We start from the raw sequence: 15850 nt of genomic DNA on the forward strand, positions 1-15850 counted from the left end.
TCTGAAAGGGGCTCCCACCGGTCGAACTGACGTAGACCAGAGACGAGGAATGCAGCCGTGAGCGACGTCCGTAACGTGATCATCATCGGCTCCGGGCCCGCCGGCTACACGGCGGCGCTTTACACCGCGCGCGCGTCGCTGAAGCCTCTGGTGTTCGAGGGCGCCGTCACCGCCGGCGGCGCGCTGATGAACACCACCGACGTGGAGAACTTCCCGGGCTTTCGCGACGGCATCATGGGCCCCGAGCTGATGGACAACATGCGGGCCCAGGCGGAGCGCTTCGGCGCCGAGCTGGTGCCGGATGATGTCGTCTCCGTCGACCTCACGGCTGAGATCAAGACCGTCACGGACACCGCGGGCACCGTCCACCAGGCGAAGGCCGTCATCGTCGCCACCGGCTCCCAGCACCGCAAGCTGGGCCTGCCGAGCGAGGACGAACTCTCCGGCCGGGGTGTCTCCTGGTGCGCCACCTGTGACGGGTTCTTCTTCAAGGACCAGGACATCGCGGTGATCGGCGGCGGTGACACCGCGCTGGAGGAGGCCACCTTCCTCTCCCGGTTCGCCAGGTCGGTGACGATCGTCCATCGCCGGGACACGCTGCGCGCCTCCAAGGCGATGCAGGAACGCGCCTTCGCCGACTCGAAGATCAAGTTCGTCTGGGACAGCGAGGTCGCCGAGATCCAGGGCGGCCAGAAGCTCTCCGGTCTGAAGCTGCGCAATGTCAAGACGGGCGAGCTGTCCGACCTCCCGGTGACGGGTCTGTTCATCGCGATCGGACACGACCCGCGCACGGAGCTGTTCAAGGGCCAGCTCGACCTGGACGAAGAGGGCTATCTGAAGGTCGACGCCCCCTCCACCCGGACCAGCCTGACCGGTGTCTTCGGCGCCGGCGATGTCGTCGACCACACCTATCGACAGGCGATCACCGCGGCCGGCACCGGCTGCTCCGCCGCTCTCGACGCCGAGCGCTTCCTTGCCGCCCTCGCGGACGGAGAGAAGGCCGAGCCCGAGAAGACTTCCGTCTGACCCCTTCCGCCCCACCGTACGATCAAGTTAAGGAGCCCGCCGTGGCCGGCACCCTGAAGCATGTGACCGACTCCTCCTTCGATGAGGACGTCCTCAAGAGCGACAAGCCCGTTCTGGTGGACTTCTGGGCCGCCTGGTGCGGTCCGTGCCGCCAGATCGCTCCGTCCCTTGAGGCCATTGCCGCCGAGTACGGCGACAAGATCGAGATCGTCAAGCTCAACATCGACGAGAACCCGGCTACGGCCGCCAGGTACGGCGTCATGTCGATCCCGACCCTGAACGTCTACCAGGGCGGCGAGGTCGCCAAGACCATTGTCGGTGCCAAGCCGAAGGCCGCGATCGTCCGCGACCTTGAGGACTTCATCGCCGAGTAGTCGGCTGAGTCGTCGCACCGACGGGGCATGTTTCACGTGAAACACGAATGGGCCAACCCGGAAGGGCTGGCCCATTCGCTTGAGAACGCCCGCATCAACGACGGCATACACAGAACGGCTAGAGCGGCCGAAGCGCTGGTTCCTTGTGTACGGCCCCCAGGAGCCGGTCGATGGCCATCTCCACGTCTTCCTTCCACGACAGCGTCGTACGCAGCTCCAGGCGCAGTCTCGGGTAGGCGGGGTGGGGCCGTACCGTCTTGAAGCCCACCGCCAGCAGATGATCGGCGGGCAGAACGCAGGCGGGTTCCCTCCAGCGCGCGTCCCCGAAGGCCTCGATCGCCTTGAACCCGCGGCGCAGCAGATCCTTGGCGACCGTCTGCACCATCACTCGGCCCAGTCCCTGCCCCTGATAGCCGGGCATGATGAACGCGGTCATCAGCTGCACCGCGTCGGGGGAGACGGGACTCGTCGGGAACGCCGTGGAGCGGGGGACATAGGCCGGAGGCGCATAGAGCACGAAGCCGACCGGCACCTCGTCGACATAGACCACCCGGCCACAGGATCCCCAGTCCAGAAGGACGGCGGAGATCCAGCCCTCCTTCTCCACCGTGGCCGTGCCCGCCTTTACCGCGGCCTCGCCGCTGACCGGGTCGAGTTCCCAGAAGACACACGAGCGGCAACGCTTGGGAAGATCCTGAAGATTGTCCAGCGTGAGCGGTACGAGCCGGCGCCCCATGAAGGCTGTTCCTCGCTTCCTTCGCCCGCCGCGTCGCGAGCGGCTGTCAAAGCGCTCCGTTCCCTGAGCAGACTGCCGACGAAGCCGCCGAGCACGCCCAGTCCCAGGCCCGCGCTCACCACTCCGGTCCGGCTCACCGTTCGCATGACCCCCGCCTTCCACCGAGAGGTGCTGCCAGGTGAATGCGCCATACCCGTACGCATCGTATCCACGATGCGTTTGCATCGATACCGACAAAAAGCAAAGAGCGGATCGTGTTCCGGTACACACCGGACACGATCCGCTCCGTCGTCCGACACCAGCCGCTCCGTCGTCCGACACCAGCCGCTCCGTCGTCCGACAGGGGCAGGGACGCCCGTGCTGTCAGTCCTCCGACGCCTCGGGGTCCCCGTCGTGGAGACCCTGCTGGAAGACCGGACCCTCACCCGGAGCGAGCGTGCCGAGGATCCGCTCAAGGTCTTCCATGGAGGCGAACTCGACCGTGATCTTGCCCTTCTTCTGACCGAGGTCGACCTTCACCCGTGTCTCGAAGCGGTCCGAGAGACGGGTGGCCAGCTCGTTCAGCGCCGGGGAGACACGGGCTCCGGCCCGGGGCCCCTTGGACCGCTGCGTCGTCTGGGGACGGGAGCCCATCAGGGTCACGATCTCCTCGACGGCACGTACGGAAAGCCCCTCGGCCACGATCCGGTGGGCGAGTCGGTCCTGCTCCTCGGAGTCCTCCACGGACAGCAGCGCCCGGGCGTGTCCGGCGGAGAGCACACCGGCGGCGACCCGTCGCTGGACGGCCGGCGACAGCTTCAGCAGCCGCAGGGTGTTGGAGACCTGGGGGCGAGAACGCCCGATCCGGTCGGCCAGTTGGTCATGGGTGCAGTTGAAGTCCTTGAGCAACTGGTCGTAGGCGGCGGCCTCTTCCAGAGGGTTCAGCTGGGCGCGGTGCAGGTTCTCCAGGAGGGCGTCCAGGAGGAGCTTCTCGTCCTCCGTCGCCCGCACGATCGCGGGGATCGCCTCAAGCCCTGCCTCCCGGCAGGCGCGCCAACGCCGCTCACCCATGATGAGTTCGTAGCGGGCGGGTCCCAACTGCCGTACGACGACAGGCTGGAGGAGACCGACCTCCTTGATGGAGGTGACCAGTTCTTGCAGCGCGTCCTCGTCGAAGACCTCACGCGGCTGGCGCGGGTTCGGAGTGATGGAGTCGAGGGGGATCTCGGCGAAGTGAGCACCCATCGGCGGTGCTGGCGTCTCGGTGATGCTGAAGACCGCTGGTTCCTCGGTTTCATGTGAAACAGGCGGCAGCGTGGTCACCTTCGCCGCGGCCACCCCACGGTCCGTCGTCAGCACCGGAACCGGGGCGGGCGACGGAGATGGCGCTCCCCCCACCGCGGCCGAGGCCGGGTTCTTCTCGGTCGGGGCAGCAGGGATCAATGCGCCCAGCCCGCGGCCCAGCCCCCTCCGTCGCTCGCTCACTGAATCCCCTCCACCATGTTCGGGTTGCTCTGTGGCCCGATATGGGCCTGCGTCGGGTCGTAGCTGACGCCGACGCCCCTCAGCGCGATCTCTCGTGCCGCCTCAAGATAAGAGAGGGCGCCACTCGATCCAGGATCGTAGGTCAGCACCGTCTGCCCATAGCTCGGCGCCTCGGAGATACGGACCGAGCGGGGAATGCTCGTCCGCAGCACCTCGTCACCGAAGTGGCTGCGCACCTCTTCCGCGACCTGGGAGGCAAGACGCGTCCGGCCGTCGTACATGGTGAGCAGGATGGTCGACACATGCAGGGCGGGGTTGAGGTGGCCTCGCACCAGGTCGACGTTGCGCAGCAGTTGCCCCAGTCCCTCCAACGCGTAGTACTCGCACTGGATGGGGATGAGGACTTCGGCCCCGGCCACCAAGGCGTTGACGGTCAACAGGCCGAGGGACGGCGGGCAGTCGATGAGGATGTAGTCCAGCGGCTGCTCGTACGCCTGGATGGCCCGCTGGAGCCGGCTCTCCCGGGCCACCAGCGATACCAGCTCGATCTCCGCACCGGCGAGATCGATCGTGGCGGGGGCACAGAAGAGGCCCTCGACGTCGGGGACCGGCTGCACCACCTCCGCCAGCGGCTTGCTCTCGACCAACACATCGTAGATGGAAGGGACTTCGGCGTGATGGTCGATACCCAGCGCGGTCGAGGCATTGCCCTGCGGGTCGAGGTCGACCACCAGGACACGGGCGCCGTGCAGAGCGAGTGAAGCGGCAAGGTTGACCGTCGTCGTGGTCTTGCCGACGCCACCCTTCTGATTGGCGACCACCATGACTCGGGTCTGCTCGGGCCGTGGCAGCCCTTCGCCGGCGCGGCCCAGAGCCTCCACCGCCAATTGGGCAGCACGACCGATGGGAGTGTCGTCCATCGGGGGCGGTGTTTCACGTGAAACATCCGCCCCCATCGACTCGGTACGGGGACCGGGGACCGGATCGGTCATCGGTCCCGCGATGTTGGCGTCGGACCGCAAGGATTCACTCTCCTCGACTTCAGGCTCGCGATGAACAGAGCCTCCCATGCCTTCGGGGTCATGAACCAGTGAGGCCTGGTGTTCTGTGGAGAAATCCACCTCTGTGGACAACTCCGGGCCCCCACAGGGGGACGGAGCGTCATTCGAGGGGAGCGTTTCCCCGAGTGACCCCAGAGGCTTGCGGTCGCGGGGTTCGGCCGCGGCGCGGCCGCGACTGATGATGCCGTGCAAGAGTGAGCGACGTTTCACGTGAAACACGATGCACAGCGACTGCGGCCGTATTCTTCGCGACACTCCGGGTTGCGTAGGTTTGGAGGCTTGTGTGGAGTACGGGTGGTCGTCAGGACGGATCAGCATCACTCATCCGTTCTGACATCCTCAACGACGTCTGCGGGCCCGCCCGGTACGGGCCGCCTTTGCTCGCTTGGCCGCGAAACGCACACCGCCGGGACTCTCCCCGACCTCGACCCGTACGACGGTGGACAGCGGGTCCACGACGCCCTCGCCCACACGCAGGATGGAGGTCGACACCGCTCCCAGCTTGCTCAGCGCGGCACCTGTGGCCTTCAGCTCCTCCTCGGCCGTGTCTCCCTTCAGCGCGAGCATCTGACCGTACGGGCGCAGCAGAGGGATCCCCCAGGTGGCGAGCCGGTCCAGCGGGGCAACTGCCCGAGCCGTCACCACGTGGACCGGCGGCAGCTTTCCCATGACCTCCTCGGCTCGGCCACGGACGACGGTCACATGGTCCAGCCCCAGCAGTTCGACGACCTCGGCGAGGAAGTTGGTACGGCGGAGCAACGGCTCCAGCAGGGTGATCTTCAGGTCCTCGCGGACGAGCGCGAGGGGAATGCCGGGCAGGCCGGCGCCCGAGCCCACATCGCACACCGTGACCCCTTCGGGGACGACCTCGGAGAGCACCGCACAGTTGAGCAGGTGTCGCTCCCACAGGCGGGGCACTTCCCGTGGGCCGATCAGACCACGCTGCACGCCGGCCTCGGCCAGCAGCTCCGCATAGCGGACCGCATCGGCGAAGCGATCGCCAAACACTTCCCGCGCCTGTTCGGGCGCAGGGGGGAGATCCGCTGCCTCCGTCACGGGGACCGTCCTTCCGTACAGCGCCGACGCCGTGCGCCGACCACAGAACTACCAGGCTGACAAAGTTCGGCCCCGTCTGGGCAACAGACGGGGCCGGTGGAACGTAGGGGCCGATCAGGCGGGCAGCACGACGACGAACCGCTGTGGTTCCTCGCCCTCGGACTCGCTGCGCAGCCCCGCGGCCTTGACCGCGTCGTGCACGACCTTGCGCTCGAACGGGGTCATCGGCTCGAGCTTGACGGGCTCGCCGGTGTTCTTGACCTCGGTGGCGGCCTTGGCGCCCAGCTCGGAGAGTTCGGCGCGCTTCTTGGCGCGGTAGCCCGCGATGTCCAGCATCAGCCGACTGCGGTCCCCGGTCTCCCGGTGCACGGCCAGGCGGGTCAGCTCCTGGAGGGCTTCCAGCACCTCGCCGTCACGGCCGACCAGCTTCCGCAGATCGCGGCTGCCCGTGTCGCTGATGATCGACACGGAGGCGCGGTCGGCCTCAACGTCCATGTCGATGTCGCCGTCGAGGTCGGCGATGTCGAGCAGACCCTCAAGATAGTCCGCCGCGATCTCACCCTCCTGCTCCAGGCGGGTCAGGGTGTCTGCACCCTCGGCAGCGGCGGAGGTGGTGCCTTCCGTCACGGGATGGGCTCCTTCTTACTTCTTGGACGGGGACTTGGGCCGCTGTGAACCCTTGCGCTGACCGGACTGGGCCTTGCTGCGGGTGCCGGCGCCCTGCTGCGGGGCCTGCTTGGCTGCGGGCTTGGCGTCCTGCGGCTGTTCGGACTTGTTCAGCGACGTGGTCGGCGCGTCGTCACCGGCCTGCTTCGGGTTGCCGGACTGGCGCTGGGCCTTGGTCTGACGCTTGGGCTGCTGGCGCTTGGGAGCGGTGGTGGTCGCACCGTCCTCGGCCTCGGCGACGGCCTGGCTCTCGCTCTTGATCACGGAGCCGTCGCTCTGCGCGGCGAGGCCCGCCTTGCTCAGGCCGTTGATGAACTTGCGCTCGTACTCGTTGCGGTCGCGGCCCTTGGTGACGATCGCCTTGACGATGACCTTCTCGCTGCGCCGACGGACCTTGCCGTGGTGCGTGACGTGCTTGGTCAGGCGCTCCAGGTAGGCGGCCTGGGCCTTGGAACCCGGGGTCGGGTTGTTGTGGATGACGTACATCTGCTGGCCCATGGTCCACACGTTGGTGGTCAGCCAGTAGACGAGGACACCGACGGGGAAGTTGATACCGAAGACAGCGAACATGACCGGGAAGATGTACATCAGCATCTTCTGCTGCTGCATGAACGGCGTCTTCACCGTGGTGTCGACGTTCTTCGTCATCAGCTGGCGCTGCGTGTAGAACTGCGACGCCGACATGAGGACGATCATGATCGCGGTGACGACGCGGACGTCGGTCAGCGAGGCACCGAGCGCGGAGACCTTGTCCGCACTGTCGGTGAACTTCGCGGCCAGCGGGGCGCCGACGATGTGCGCCTTCTGGGCGCTGGCGAGCAACTGGTCGTTGATGACACCGATGGTCTTGCCCGACGCGATGCCGTTGAGCACGTGGTACAGGGCGAAGAAGAACGGGGACTGCGCCAGGATGGGAAGGCACGAGGAGAGCGGGTTGGTCCCCGACTCCTTGTACAGCTTCATCATCTCTTCGGACTGACGCTGCTTGTCGTTCTTGTAGCGCTCCTGGATCTTCTTCATCTCGGGCTGCAGCGTCTGCATGGCCCGGGTCGCCTTGATCTGCTTCACGAAGAGCGGGATCAGGCAGATACGGATCAGAATCACCAAGGACACGATCGACAGGCCCCAGGCCCACCCGGTGTCAGGGCCGAAGATGGCGCCGTACACCGTGTGGAACTGGACGATGACCCAGGAAACGGGTGTGGTGATAAAGCTGAAGAGGCTGGCAATCGTGTCCACTAATCATGCTCCTTGGGCATGGGACGAGGTCTCTGCGGCCGGGCTTGAGGGAAGCCCGGAGGGGAGCTTCGCCTCGGTGGCCGGTTCGGCGGCGGAGGGCCCGCCCTTGCGTGCGCGCCAGGCGCTGCGCAGCTTTTCGTGCCACCGCGGGCGCTTGCGCGGCGGAACATGGTCCACACCGCCGAGCGACCACGGATTGCACCGGAGGATGCGCCAGGCGGTCAGTGCCGTGCCCTTGATCGCACCGTGCCGGTCGATGGCCGTGTAGCCGTAGTGGGAACACGACGGGTAGTACTTGCACACCGGCCCGAGCAGTGGACTGATCGTCCACTGATAGAGCTTGATCAGAGCCAGCAGCGGGTACTTCATCGCGCGCCCCCTCCCAGCAGTCGCCCCAAGGCGGCATCCAGGTCTCGGGCCAGCTGTGCATGGTCTGCGTCACCCGATCCGGGCAGCGCTCGTACGACTACCAGGCTACCGGGGGGGAACAGGGCGACTCGGTCACGCATCAGATGACGAAGTCTGCGCTTCACTTTGTTGCGCACGACCGCACCGCCCACGGCCTTGCTGACGACGAAACCCGCACGCGTCGGGGAAGCGCTCTCCCCAGGCGCGTGCGGGTCCGTGGCACCGCTACGAAAGTGGACGACGAGGAGCGGGCGTCCGGCCCGGCGCCCCCGTCGTACCGCGGTCGCGAAGTCCTCGCGCCGCCTCAGCCGGTTCTCGGTGGGCAGCACGACGTCATGACCTGATCGGGATCAGGCGGACAGACGGGCGCGACCCTTGCTACGGCGGGACGCGAGAATCGCGCGGCCGGCACGGGTGCGCATACGCAACCGGAAGCCGTGGGTCTTCGCGCGACGACGGTTGTTCGGCTGGAAGGTGCGCTTGCTCACTCGGGGGCTCCAGAAAGAATCAGTAGTGGCGGGGTGCCGTCCTGGCTGTCACCGTGCGCCCACGAGTAGCTCGCAGTGACGCCCGAGTGCACCGCTTACCGATCACCTGACGTGACCTGTGCCCATCGGAGGCAGGCGGCAGCAGCCATCGACAACTCGACCTGGTTACGGTACGCGCGGCTACGCCATCCGGTCAAACCCGGGGTCACGCAGGGACACTGTCCACAGGCTGGGGACAACAACTTGAACCGTACCCGCCGCGCTGACTACCGTGACTGGACCCCGATTCGTTCCCTTGTCCCCCGCACCACCCCTTTTAGATCCCGACCCGTCCCACAACCACACGTTCGTGGGACCTGCGAGAGAGCGTGCCCTGTGGCTGACGTACCTGCCGATCTTGCCGCAGTGTGGCCACGCGTACTGGAGCAACTCCTCGGGGAGGGCCGTGGTCAGGGCGTGGAGGCGAAGGACGAGCACTGGATCCGGCGGTGCCAGCCGCTTGCCCTGGTCGCGGACACCGCGCTGCTCGCCGTGCCGAACGAGTTCGCCAAGGGCGTGCTGGAGGGCCGGCTGGCGCCGATCGTCAGCGAGACCCTGAGCCGGGAGTGCGGCCGCCCGATCCGCATCGCCATCACCGTCGACGAGTCCGCGGGCGAGCCTCCTGGGCCCCCCGCCCCGCGGCGCGCGCCCCCGGCCGAGGAGACCGCGCCGACGGTGCCGAAGTCCCGTTACGAGGAGCCCGAACTGCCGTCGGCCCCGTACGAGGGGTACGGCCGGCACCGCACCGAACAGTTGCCGGGCACGGAGACGAGCATCAGGCCGGACCGGCTCCCCGCCCCCCGCCCCGCCTATCCGTCCGAGTACCAGCGGCCCGAGCCCGGCGCGTGGCCGCGGTCCGGCCGGGACGAGTACGGCTGGCAGCAGCCGCGGCTCGGCTTCCCGGAGCGTGACCCGTACGCGTCGCCGCCGCAGGACTCCTACGGTTCGTCCGCGCGTGACGCCTATGGGCCGCCGGACTCCTACACCTCGGGCCAGGACGCGTACGGCGCCGGGCAGGACTACCGCCCGCAGGGCATGGAGCGCCCGCCGTACGAGCGGCAGCGCTCCGGCTACGAAGGATCACGCCCCGACTACGACCAGCGGGACCCGGCCCGGCGCGAGCTGCCCGAGCCGCCGGCCGGCGCCGGCCAGGTGCACCGCGGCGGTCCCGTGGGCCCGAACCTGCCGACGACGGGTGCCCCCGGGCCGCTGGCCGCGCAGCCCGCGCCGGCGACCGGTCCGGGCGAGCCGACCGCACGGCTGAATCCGAAGTACCTCTTCGACACGTTCGTCATCGGCGCGTCCAACCGCTTCGCGCACGCGGCCGCGGTCGCCGTCGCCGAGGCACCGGCGAAGGCGTACAACCCCCTTTTCATCTACGGGGAGTCGGGGCTCGGCAAGACGCATCTGCTGCACGCCATCGGGCACTACGCGCGCAGCCTGTACCCGGGCACGCGCGTGCGGTACGTCAGCTCGGAGGAGTTCACCAACGAGTTCATCAACTCCATCCGTGACGGCAAGGGCGACAGCTTCCGCAAGCGCTACCGCGAGATGGACATCCTTCTTGTGGACGACATCCAGTTCCTCGCGGACAAGGAGTCGACGCAGGAGGAGTTCTTCCACACCTTCAACACGCTCCACAACGCGAACAAGCAGATCGTGCTCTCCAGCGACCGGCCGCCCAAGCAGCTGGTCACCCTGGAGGACCGGCTGCGCAACCGCTTCGAGTGGGGTCTGATCACCGACGTCCAGCCGCCCGAGCTGGAGACCCGCATCGCGATCCTGCGCAAGAAGGCGGTGCAGGAGCAGTTGAACGCCCCGCCCGAGGTGCTGGAGTTCATCGCCTCCCGGATCTCCCGCAACATCCGCGAGCTGGAGGGCGCGCTGATCCGGGTGACGGCGTTCGCCTCGCTCAACCGGCAGCCGGTCGACCTGGGCCTGACGGAGATCGTCCTCAAGGATCTGATTCCCGGCGGCGAGGACACCGCCCCCGAGATCACCGCGCCGGCCATCATGGCGGCGACGGCCGACTACTTCGGTCTCACGGTCGAGGACCTGTGCGGCACCTCGCGCGGTCGTGCCCTGGTCACCGCCCGGCAGATCGCCATGTACCTGTGCCGGGAGCTGACCGATCTCTCGCTGCCGAAGATCGGCGCCCAGTTCGGCGGGCGCGACCACACGACGGTGATGCACGCCGACCGCAAGATCCGCGCGCTGATGGCGGAGCGCCGCTCCATCTACAACCAGGTCACCGAGCTGACCAACCGCATCAAGAACGGCTGACGGCGGCCACAGCACGGCACCGGGCGCCCTCGGGAGAGATCCCCGGGGCGCCTTTCCGTGTCTCCGGCGCGTGCTCGGCACGCGACCGGATCGCGGCTGGCACGCGGCTGGGACGCGGCCAGGACGGGGCCGGCAGACGGCCGGGACGCGGCTGGAGGCCGTCGGAACGCCGCCAGAGCGCCGCCGGAACGCCGTCGGATCGCCGTCGGAGCCCGTCCACAGGCCAGGCTCGGCGGCGCGCGTCGGCGGCCACCCGACGCCCGCCCGTCACCACGTGTTCGATTACCCGCCGGGTTACGGCCGCTCTCCACAGATTCGGTGAGTTTCTTCCGTCCACATCCTGGGGATCGCCGAGTTGTCCAGAACGTATCCACAGCCCGGCCGGGTGAAGGAACATCGAGGCAGGTCACCCGGCTGTGGATTAGTGGACGAAAGATCTCCACAGCCTGTGGACAAAGCGGGGATCCACAGGCTGTGCACGGAGTTGTCCACCGTCGGCCCACAGGCTGGGGCCGGTTGTCCCCAGTGATCCCGGGCTTCTCCACATCTCTGTCCACTGTTCGGCAACACGACGCACCCGATCACCGCCTCGAGTGAAAGGCGTCACACCAAGGTGCCGGGTTGGGCTGTGGGAAACCTGGGTAAACCTGGGGACGCAGCTGGGGAGAAGTGGCCTCAGGCTGTGGGTGGGGTGTGCAGAACTTCTTGTTCTCCACAGAGACCCCTGGTTGTCCACCGCCTCCGCCCACAGGGCCAGTGGACAAAATTTCCGCGCTGAGCAGGGCAAACGTGGTTATCCACGGTATCCACAGGCCCTACTACTACTCCCAATCAGAGAGAGAGCGGAATCCGTTTCGAAGCGGGGCCTGTGCACAACTCGCCCTCTCGTGCCCGACCACCCCCCGGCACGACTTGACCGCGACGGGCACCTACTGTCAGTGCGGTGCGTCAGACTGGTCGCCGGTGTTCTTCCCTACCCATGGGGCAGTGACACCGGGTCGTAGGACTCAGTAGCAACAGCAGGAGGCGGCTTACGGTGAAGATCCGGGTGGAACGCGACGTACTCGCGGAGGCAGTGGCCTGGGCGGCACGCAGCCTCCCGGCCCGTCCGCCGGCGCCTGTCCTCGCCGGCCTCCTCCTGAAGGCCGAGGACGGCCAGCTGAGCCTGTCCGGCTTCGACTACGAGGTCTCCGCGCGCGTGAGCGTCGAGGCGGAGGTCGAGGAGGAGGGCACGGTCCTCGTCTCCGGCCGCCTGCTGGCCGACATCTGCCGCGCCCTGCCCAACCGCCCGGTGGAGATTTCCACAGACGGTGTACGGGCGACGGTGGTCTGCGGCTCCTCGCGCTTCACCCTCCACACCCTGCCTGTGGAGGAGTACCCGGCCCTGCCGCAGATGCCGAACGCCACGGGCACGGTCCCCGGCGAGGTCTTCGCCTCCGCCGCCGCACAGGTCGCCATCGCGGCCGGACGCGACGACACGCTGCCCGTCCTGACCGGTGTGCGCATCGAGATCGAGGGCGACACCGTCACGCTCGCCTCCACCGACCGCTACCGCTTCGCGGTCCGCGAGTTCCTGTGGAAGCCCGAGAACCCGGACGCCTCCGCGGTCGCCCTGGTGCCCGCCAAGACCCTCCTGGACACCGCCAAGGCGCTGACCAGCGGGGACAGCGTGACGCTCGCCCTGTCCGGCTCCGGTGCCGGCGAGGGCCTGATCGGTTTCGAGGGTGCGGGCCGGCGGACGACCACGCGCCTGCTGGAGGGCGACCTCCCCAAGTACCGCACGCTGTTCCCGACGGAGTTCAACTCGGTCGCCGTGATCGAGACCGCCCCCTTCGTGGAGGCCGTCAAGCGCGTCGCCCTGGTCGCCGAGCGCAACACCCCGGTGCGGCTCAGCTTCGAGCAGGGCGTGCTCATCCTGGAGGCCGGCTCCAGCGACGACGCACAGGCTGTGGAAAGGGTCGACGCGCAGCTGGAGGGCGACGACATCTCCATCGCCTTCAACCCGACCTTCCTGCTCGACGGCCTGAGCGCCATCGACTCGCCGGTGGCGCAGCTGTCGTTCACGACGTCCACGAAGCCCGCGCTGCTCAGCGGCAGGCCCGCGGTGGACGCCGAGGCGGACGAGGCCTACAAGTACCTGATCATGCCGGTGCGCCTCAGCGGCTGACCGCCCGCACCGGCAAAGCCCCAGGTGAGGGGCGTACGTATGAGCGCGTATGCCCACAGCTGTGCATGGCGGTCCGGGTTTAGGCTCGGACGCGGGTACGAACGTGCCCCGTACGTCACACAGCAACCGAAGGACAGCAACTGATGGAGCTCGGTCTCGTCGGCCTCGGCAAGATGGGCGGCAACATGCGCGAGCGGATCCGTCGCGCGGGCCACACCGTCATCGGATACGACCGCAACGCGGACCTCGCGGATGTGCACAGCCTGGAGGAGCTTGTGGGCAAGCTCTCCGGTCCGCGCGTGGTCTGGGTGATGGTCCCGGCCGGCGAGCCCACCCAGTCCACCATCGACGAGCTGGCCGGTCTGCTGGAGCCCGGTGATGTCGTCGTGGACGGCGGCAACTCCCGCTGGACGGACGACGAGAAGCACGCCGAGGAACTGGCCGCCAAGGGCATAGGCTTCGTCGACTGCGGTGTCTCCGGCGGGGTCTGGGGCCTGGAGAACGGCTACGCGCTGATGTACGGCGGCGACCCGGAGCATGTCGCCAGGGCGCAACCGGTCTTCGACGCGCTCAAGCCGGAGGGCGACTTCGGTTCGGTGCACGCCGGCAGGGTCGGCGCGGGCCACTTCGCGAAGATGGTCCACAACGGCATCGAATACGCGATGATGCAGGCGTACGCGGAAGGCTGGGAGCTTCTTGAGAAGGTCGACTCCGTCACGGACGTGCGGGAGGTCTTCCGCTCCTGGCAGCAGGGGACGGTCATCCGTTCCTGGCTCCTGGACCTCGCGGTGAACGCCCTCGGCGAGGACGAGCACCTGGCCGGGCTGAAGGGTTATGCACAGGACTCCGGCGAGGGCCGGTGGACCGTGGAAGCCGCCATAGACCACGCGGTGCCGCTGCCCGCGATCACCGCGTCGCTGTTCGCCCGGTTCGCCTCGCGGCAGGACGACTCCCCGCAGATGAAGATGATCGCGGCGCTGCGGAACCAGTTCGGCGGTCACGCGGTCGAGAAGAAGTAATCCACAGGGCCGCACATCGGTCCACAACATTGGGGGAGGTCGGCGAACGACCATGCACGTCACGCATCTCTCGCTGGCCGACTTCCGCTCGTACGCCCGGGTCGAGGTCCCGCTCGACCCGGGCGTCACCGCCTTCGTCGGCCCCAACGGGCAGGGCAAGACGAACCTCGTCGAGGCGATCGGCTATCTCGCCACCCTCGGCAGCCACCGCGTCGCCTCGGACGCCCCCCTGGTCCGCGTGGGGGCCGAACGCGCGATCATCCGAGCCCAGGTCAGACAGGGCGAGCGGCAGCAACTGGTCGAGCTGGAGCTGAACCCCGGCAAGGCCAACCGCGCCCGCGTCAACCGGTCCGCGCAGGTCCGGCCCCGGGACGTGCTGGGCATCGTACGGACCGTGCTGTTCGCGCCCGAGGACCTGGCGCTGGTCAAGGGCGACCCCGGGGAGCGGCGCCGCTTCCTGGACGAGCTGATCACCGCCCGGGTGCCGCGGATGGCCGGCGTGCGCTCCGACTACGAGCGGGTCCTCAAGCAGCGCAACACCCTGTTGAAATCGGCCGCGTTGGCCCGCAGGCACGGCGGCCGGGCGGGGACGGATCTGTCCACGCTCGACGTCTGGGACCAGCATCTCGCGCGCGCGGGCGCCGAACTGCTCGCCCAGCGCCTCGATCTGATCGCCGCGATCGAGCCGCTGGCCGACAAGGCGTACGAGCAACTGGCCCCCGGGGGCGGTCCCGTGGCCATGGAGTACAAGCCGTCCGCGCCCGGCGAGGCCCACACGCGCGAGGAGCTGTACGGCCAGCTGACGGCCGCGCTCGCCGAGGCGCGCAAGCAGGAGATCGAGCGGGGCGTCACCCTCGTCGGCCCGCACCGGGACGATGTGATCCTCAAACTCGGCCGGCTGCCCGCCAAGGGGTACGCCTCGCACGGCGAGTCCTGGTCCTGCGCGCTGGCGCTGCGCCTGGCCTCGTACGACCTGCTCCGCTCGGAGGGCAACGAACCGGTGCTGGTCCTGGACGACGTCTTCGCCGAGTTGGACGCCCGGCGGCGGGAGCGGCTGGCCGAACTGGTCGCGCCGGGCGAGCAGGTCCTGGTGACCGCCGCGGTCGACGACGACGTACCGGACGTCCTGGCCGGGGCCCGGTACACGGTGTCCGACGGGAGGGTGGAGCGCGCATGAGCAGCGACGAGCCGGCCCCGGCGCGGTCCCAGCGGCCCGCCGAGCCCTCGGGCGTCGACCTCGCGCGCGTGGCGCTGCGCGCGGCGAAGGAGGCGGCACGCGCGCGTGGGGACGCGGCACGGCAGAAGAAGCAGGCGCGGCGCGGGGGGCTGCGCTCCGGCGCGCGGGCCGACGGCCGCGACCCGATGGCGCTGGGCGCCGCCATCAACCGGCTGATCACCGAGCGCGGCTGGGAGGCGCCCGCCGCGGTGGGCGGGGTCATGGGCCGCTGGCCGCAGATCGTCGGCGACGACCTCGCCAAGCACTGCGTGCCGCATCGCTACGACGAGGACGAGCGCGTCCTGTCCGTGCAGTGCGACTCCACGGCGTGGGCGACCCAACTGCGGCTGCTCGCGCCGACGCTGGTCGCCCGCCTCAACGAAGACCTGGGCCACGGCACCGTGAAGCTGATCAAGGTGCACGGTCCGGGCGGTACCGCCCGTCGCTACGGCCCTCTGCGCGCCCCGGGCAGCACGGGCCCCGGCGACACCTACGGGTGACCGACGCCTCACCGAGGGGGGCGTTCACGGGGCCGTCGAGCGGGGCTGCGACGCGCCCGCCGATCAGGTGACCGACCTCACATCTTCGCTGGTCGGGCGCCCGTTTCT

The 15850-nt window shown here is 68.7% G+C and carries 16 protein-coding genes; 7 read left to right on the forward strand and 9 right to left on the reverse strand.

What is annotated here, in order from left to right; translation table 11 throughout:
• The first annotated feature begins 57 nt into the window (after nt 1-57).
• Both trxB and trxA read left to right on the forward strand, forming a co-directional pair.
• On the forward strand, nt 58-1026 hold the full coding sequence (trxB, locus tag ABT245_RS09440; protein ID WP_351730878.1) for a thioredoxin-disulfide reductase: 969 nt from the start codon (nt 58-60) through the stop codon (nt 1024-1026).
• A gap of 41 nt (nt 1027-1067) precedes the next feature.
• The gene (gene trxA / locus ABT245_RS09445; RefSeq protein ID WP_351730881.1) at nt 1068-1400 is read left to right on the forward strand and encodes a thioredoxin; all 333 of its coding nucleotides are present in this window, start codon (nt 1068-1070) and stop codon (nt 1398-1400) included.
• Nucleotides 1401-1518: 118 nt separating this feature from the next.
• On the opposite strand, the gene ABT245_RS09450 is transcribed toward trxA, so the two are convergent.
• The 9 genes from ABT245_RS09450 to rpmH all read right to left on the reverse strand — a co-directional run bounded on the left by ABT245_RS09450 (nt 1519) and on the right by rpmH (nt 8518).
• Complete coding sequence (locus ABT245_RS09450; RefSeq protein WP_351730883.1) at nt 1519-2136, reverse strand: GNAT family N-acetyltransferase; 618 nt, start codon at nt 2134-2136, stop codon at nt 1519-1521.
• A gap of 363 nt (nt 2137-2499) precedes the next feature.
• The gene (locus ABT245_RS09455) at nt 2500-3600 is read right to left on the reverse strand and encodes a ParB/RepB/Spo0J family partition protein (RefSeq protein WP_351730885.1); all 1101 of its coding nucleotides are present in this window, start codon (nt 3598-3600) and stop codon (nt 2500-2502) included.
• Nucleotides 3597-4670: a ParA family protein gene (locus tag ABT245_RS09460; RefSeq protein ID WP_351731242.1), complete on the reverse strand. Its 1074-nt coding sequence runs from the start codon at nt 4668-4670 to the stop codon at nt 3597-3599. The genes ABT245_RS09455 and ABT245_RS09460 overlap by 4 nt, the downstream gene beginning before the upstream one ends.
• A gap of 330 nt (nt 4671-5000) precedes the next feature.
• Nucleotides 5001-5717: a 16S rRNA (guanine(527)-N(7))-methyltransferase RsmG gene (gene rsmG, locus ABT245_RS09465; RefSeq protein ID WP_351730888.1), complete on the reverse strand. Its 717-nt coding sequence runs from the start codon at nt 5715-5717 to the stop codon at nt 5001-5003.
• 114 nt (nt 5718-5831) lie between these two features.
• A complete protein-coding gene (locus ABT245_RS09470) occupies nt 5832-6344 on the reverse strand; it encodes a Jag family protein (protein WP_351730891.1) in 513 nt (170 codons plus the stop codon).
• Between the two features lie 15 nt (nt 6345-6359).
• Nucleotides 6360-7622 (reverse strand): membrane protein insertase YidC, encoded by a 1263-nt coding sequence (gene yidC / locus ABT245_RS09475; protein ID WP_351730894.1) that lies wholly within the window; start codon nt 7620-7622, stop codon nt 6360-6362.
• Between the two features lie 3 nt (nt 7623-7625).
• Nucleotides 7626-7991: a membrane protein insertion efficiency factor YidD gene (gene yidD / locus ABT245_RS09480; protein WP_351730897.1), complete on the reverse strand. Its 366-nt coding sequence runs from the start codon at nt 7989-7991 to the stop codon at nt 7626-7628.
• A complete protein-coding gene (gene rnpA, locus ABT245_RS09485) occupies nt 7988-8359 on the reverse strand; it encodes a ribonuclease P protein component (RefSeq protein WP_351730899.1) in 372 nt (123 codons plus the stop codon). Before rnpA ends, yidD begins: the two co-directional genes overlap by 4 nt.
• 21 nt (nt 8360-8380) lie before the next feature.
• A complete protein-coding gene (rpmH, locus tag ABT245_RS09490; RefSeq protein ID WP_003956500.1) occupies nt 8381-8518 on the reverse strand; it encodes a 50S ribosomal protein L34 in 138 nt (45 codons plus the stop codon).
• A 375-nt stretch (nt 8519-8893) separates the two neighbouring features.
• Between rpmH and dnaA the strand changes: the two genes are divergently transcribed.
• The 5 genes from dnaA (at nt 8894) to ABT245_RS09515 (ending at nt 15742) form a co-directional block, all read left to right on the forward strand.
• On the forward strand, nt 8894-10840 hold the full coding sequence (dnaA, locus tag ABT245_RS09495) for a chromosomal replication initiator protein DnaA (RefSeq protein WP_351730902.1): 1947 nt from the start codon (nt 8894-8896) through the stop codon (nt 10838-10840).
• Nucleotides 10841-11876: 1036 nt separating this feature from the next.
• Nucleotides 11877-13007, forward strand: coding sequence for a DNA polymerase III subunit beta (gene dnaN / locus ABT245_RS09500; protein ID WP_351730905.1), 1131 nt, complete (start codon nt 11877-11879; stop codon nt 13005-13007).
• A 143-nt stretch (nt 13008-13150) separates the two neighbouring features.
• Nucleotides 13151-14026 (forward strand): phosphogluconate dehydrogenase (NAD(+)-dependent, decarboxylating), encoded by an 876-nt coding sequence (gene gnd / locus ABT245_RS09505; protein ID WP_351730908.1) that lies wholly within the window; start codon nt 13151-13153, stop codon nt 14024-14026.
• Nucleotides 14027-14078: 52 nt separating this feature from the next.
• Complete coding sequence (gene recF / locus ABT245_RS09510; RefSeq protein WP_351730911.1) at nt 14079-15203, forward strand: DNA replication/repair protein RecF; 1125 nt, start codon at nt 14079-14081, stop codon at nt 15201-15203.
• On the forward strand, nt 15200-15742 hold the full coding sequence (locus tag ABT245_RS09515) for a DciA family protein (RefSeq protein ID WP_351730914.1): 543 nt from the start codon (nt 15200-15202) through the stop codon (nt 15740-15742). Before recF ends, ABT245_RS09515 begins: the two co-directional genes overlap by 4 nt.
• Nucleotides 15743-15850: the final 108 nt, after the last annotated feature.

The organism is Streptomyces sp. NPDC001508 (assembly GCF_040298665.1).
Taxonomy (GTDB): domain Bacteria; phylum Actinomycetota; class Actinomycetes; order Streptomycetales; family Streptomycetaceae; genus Streptomyces.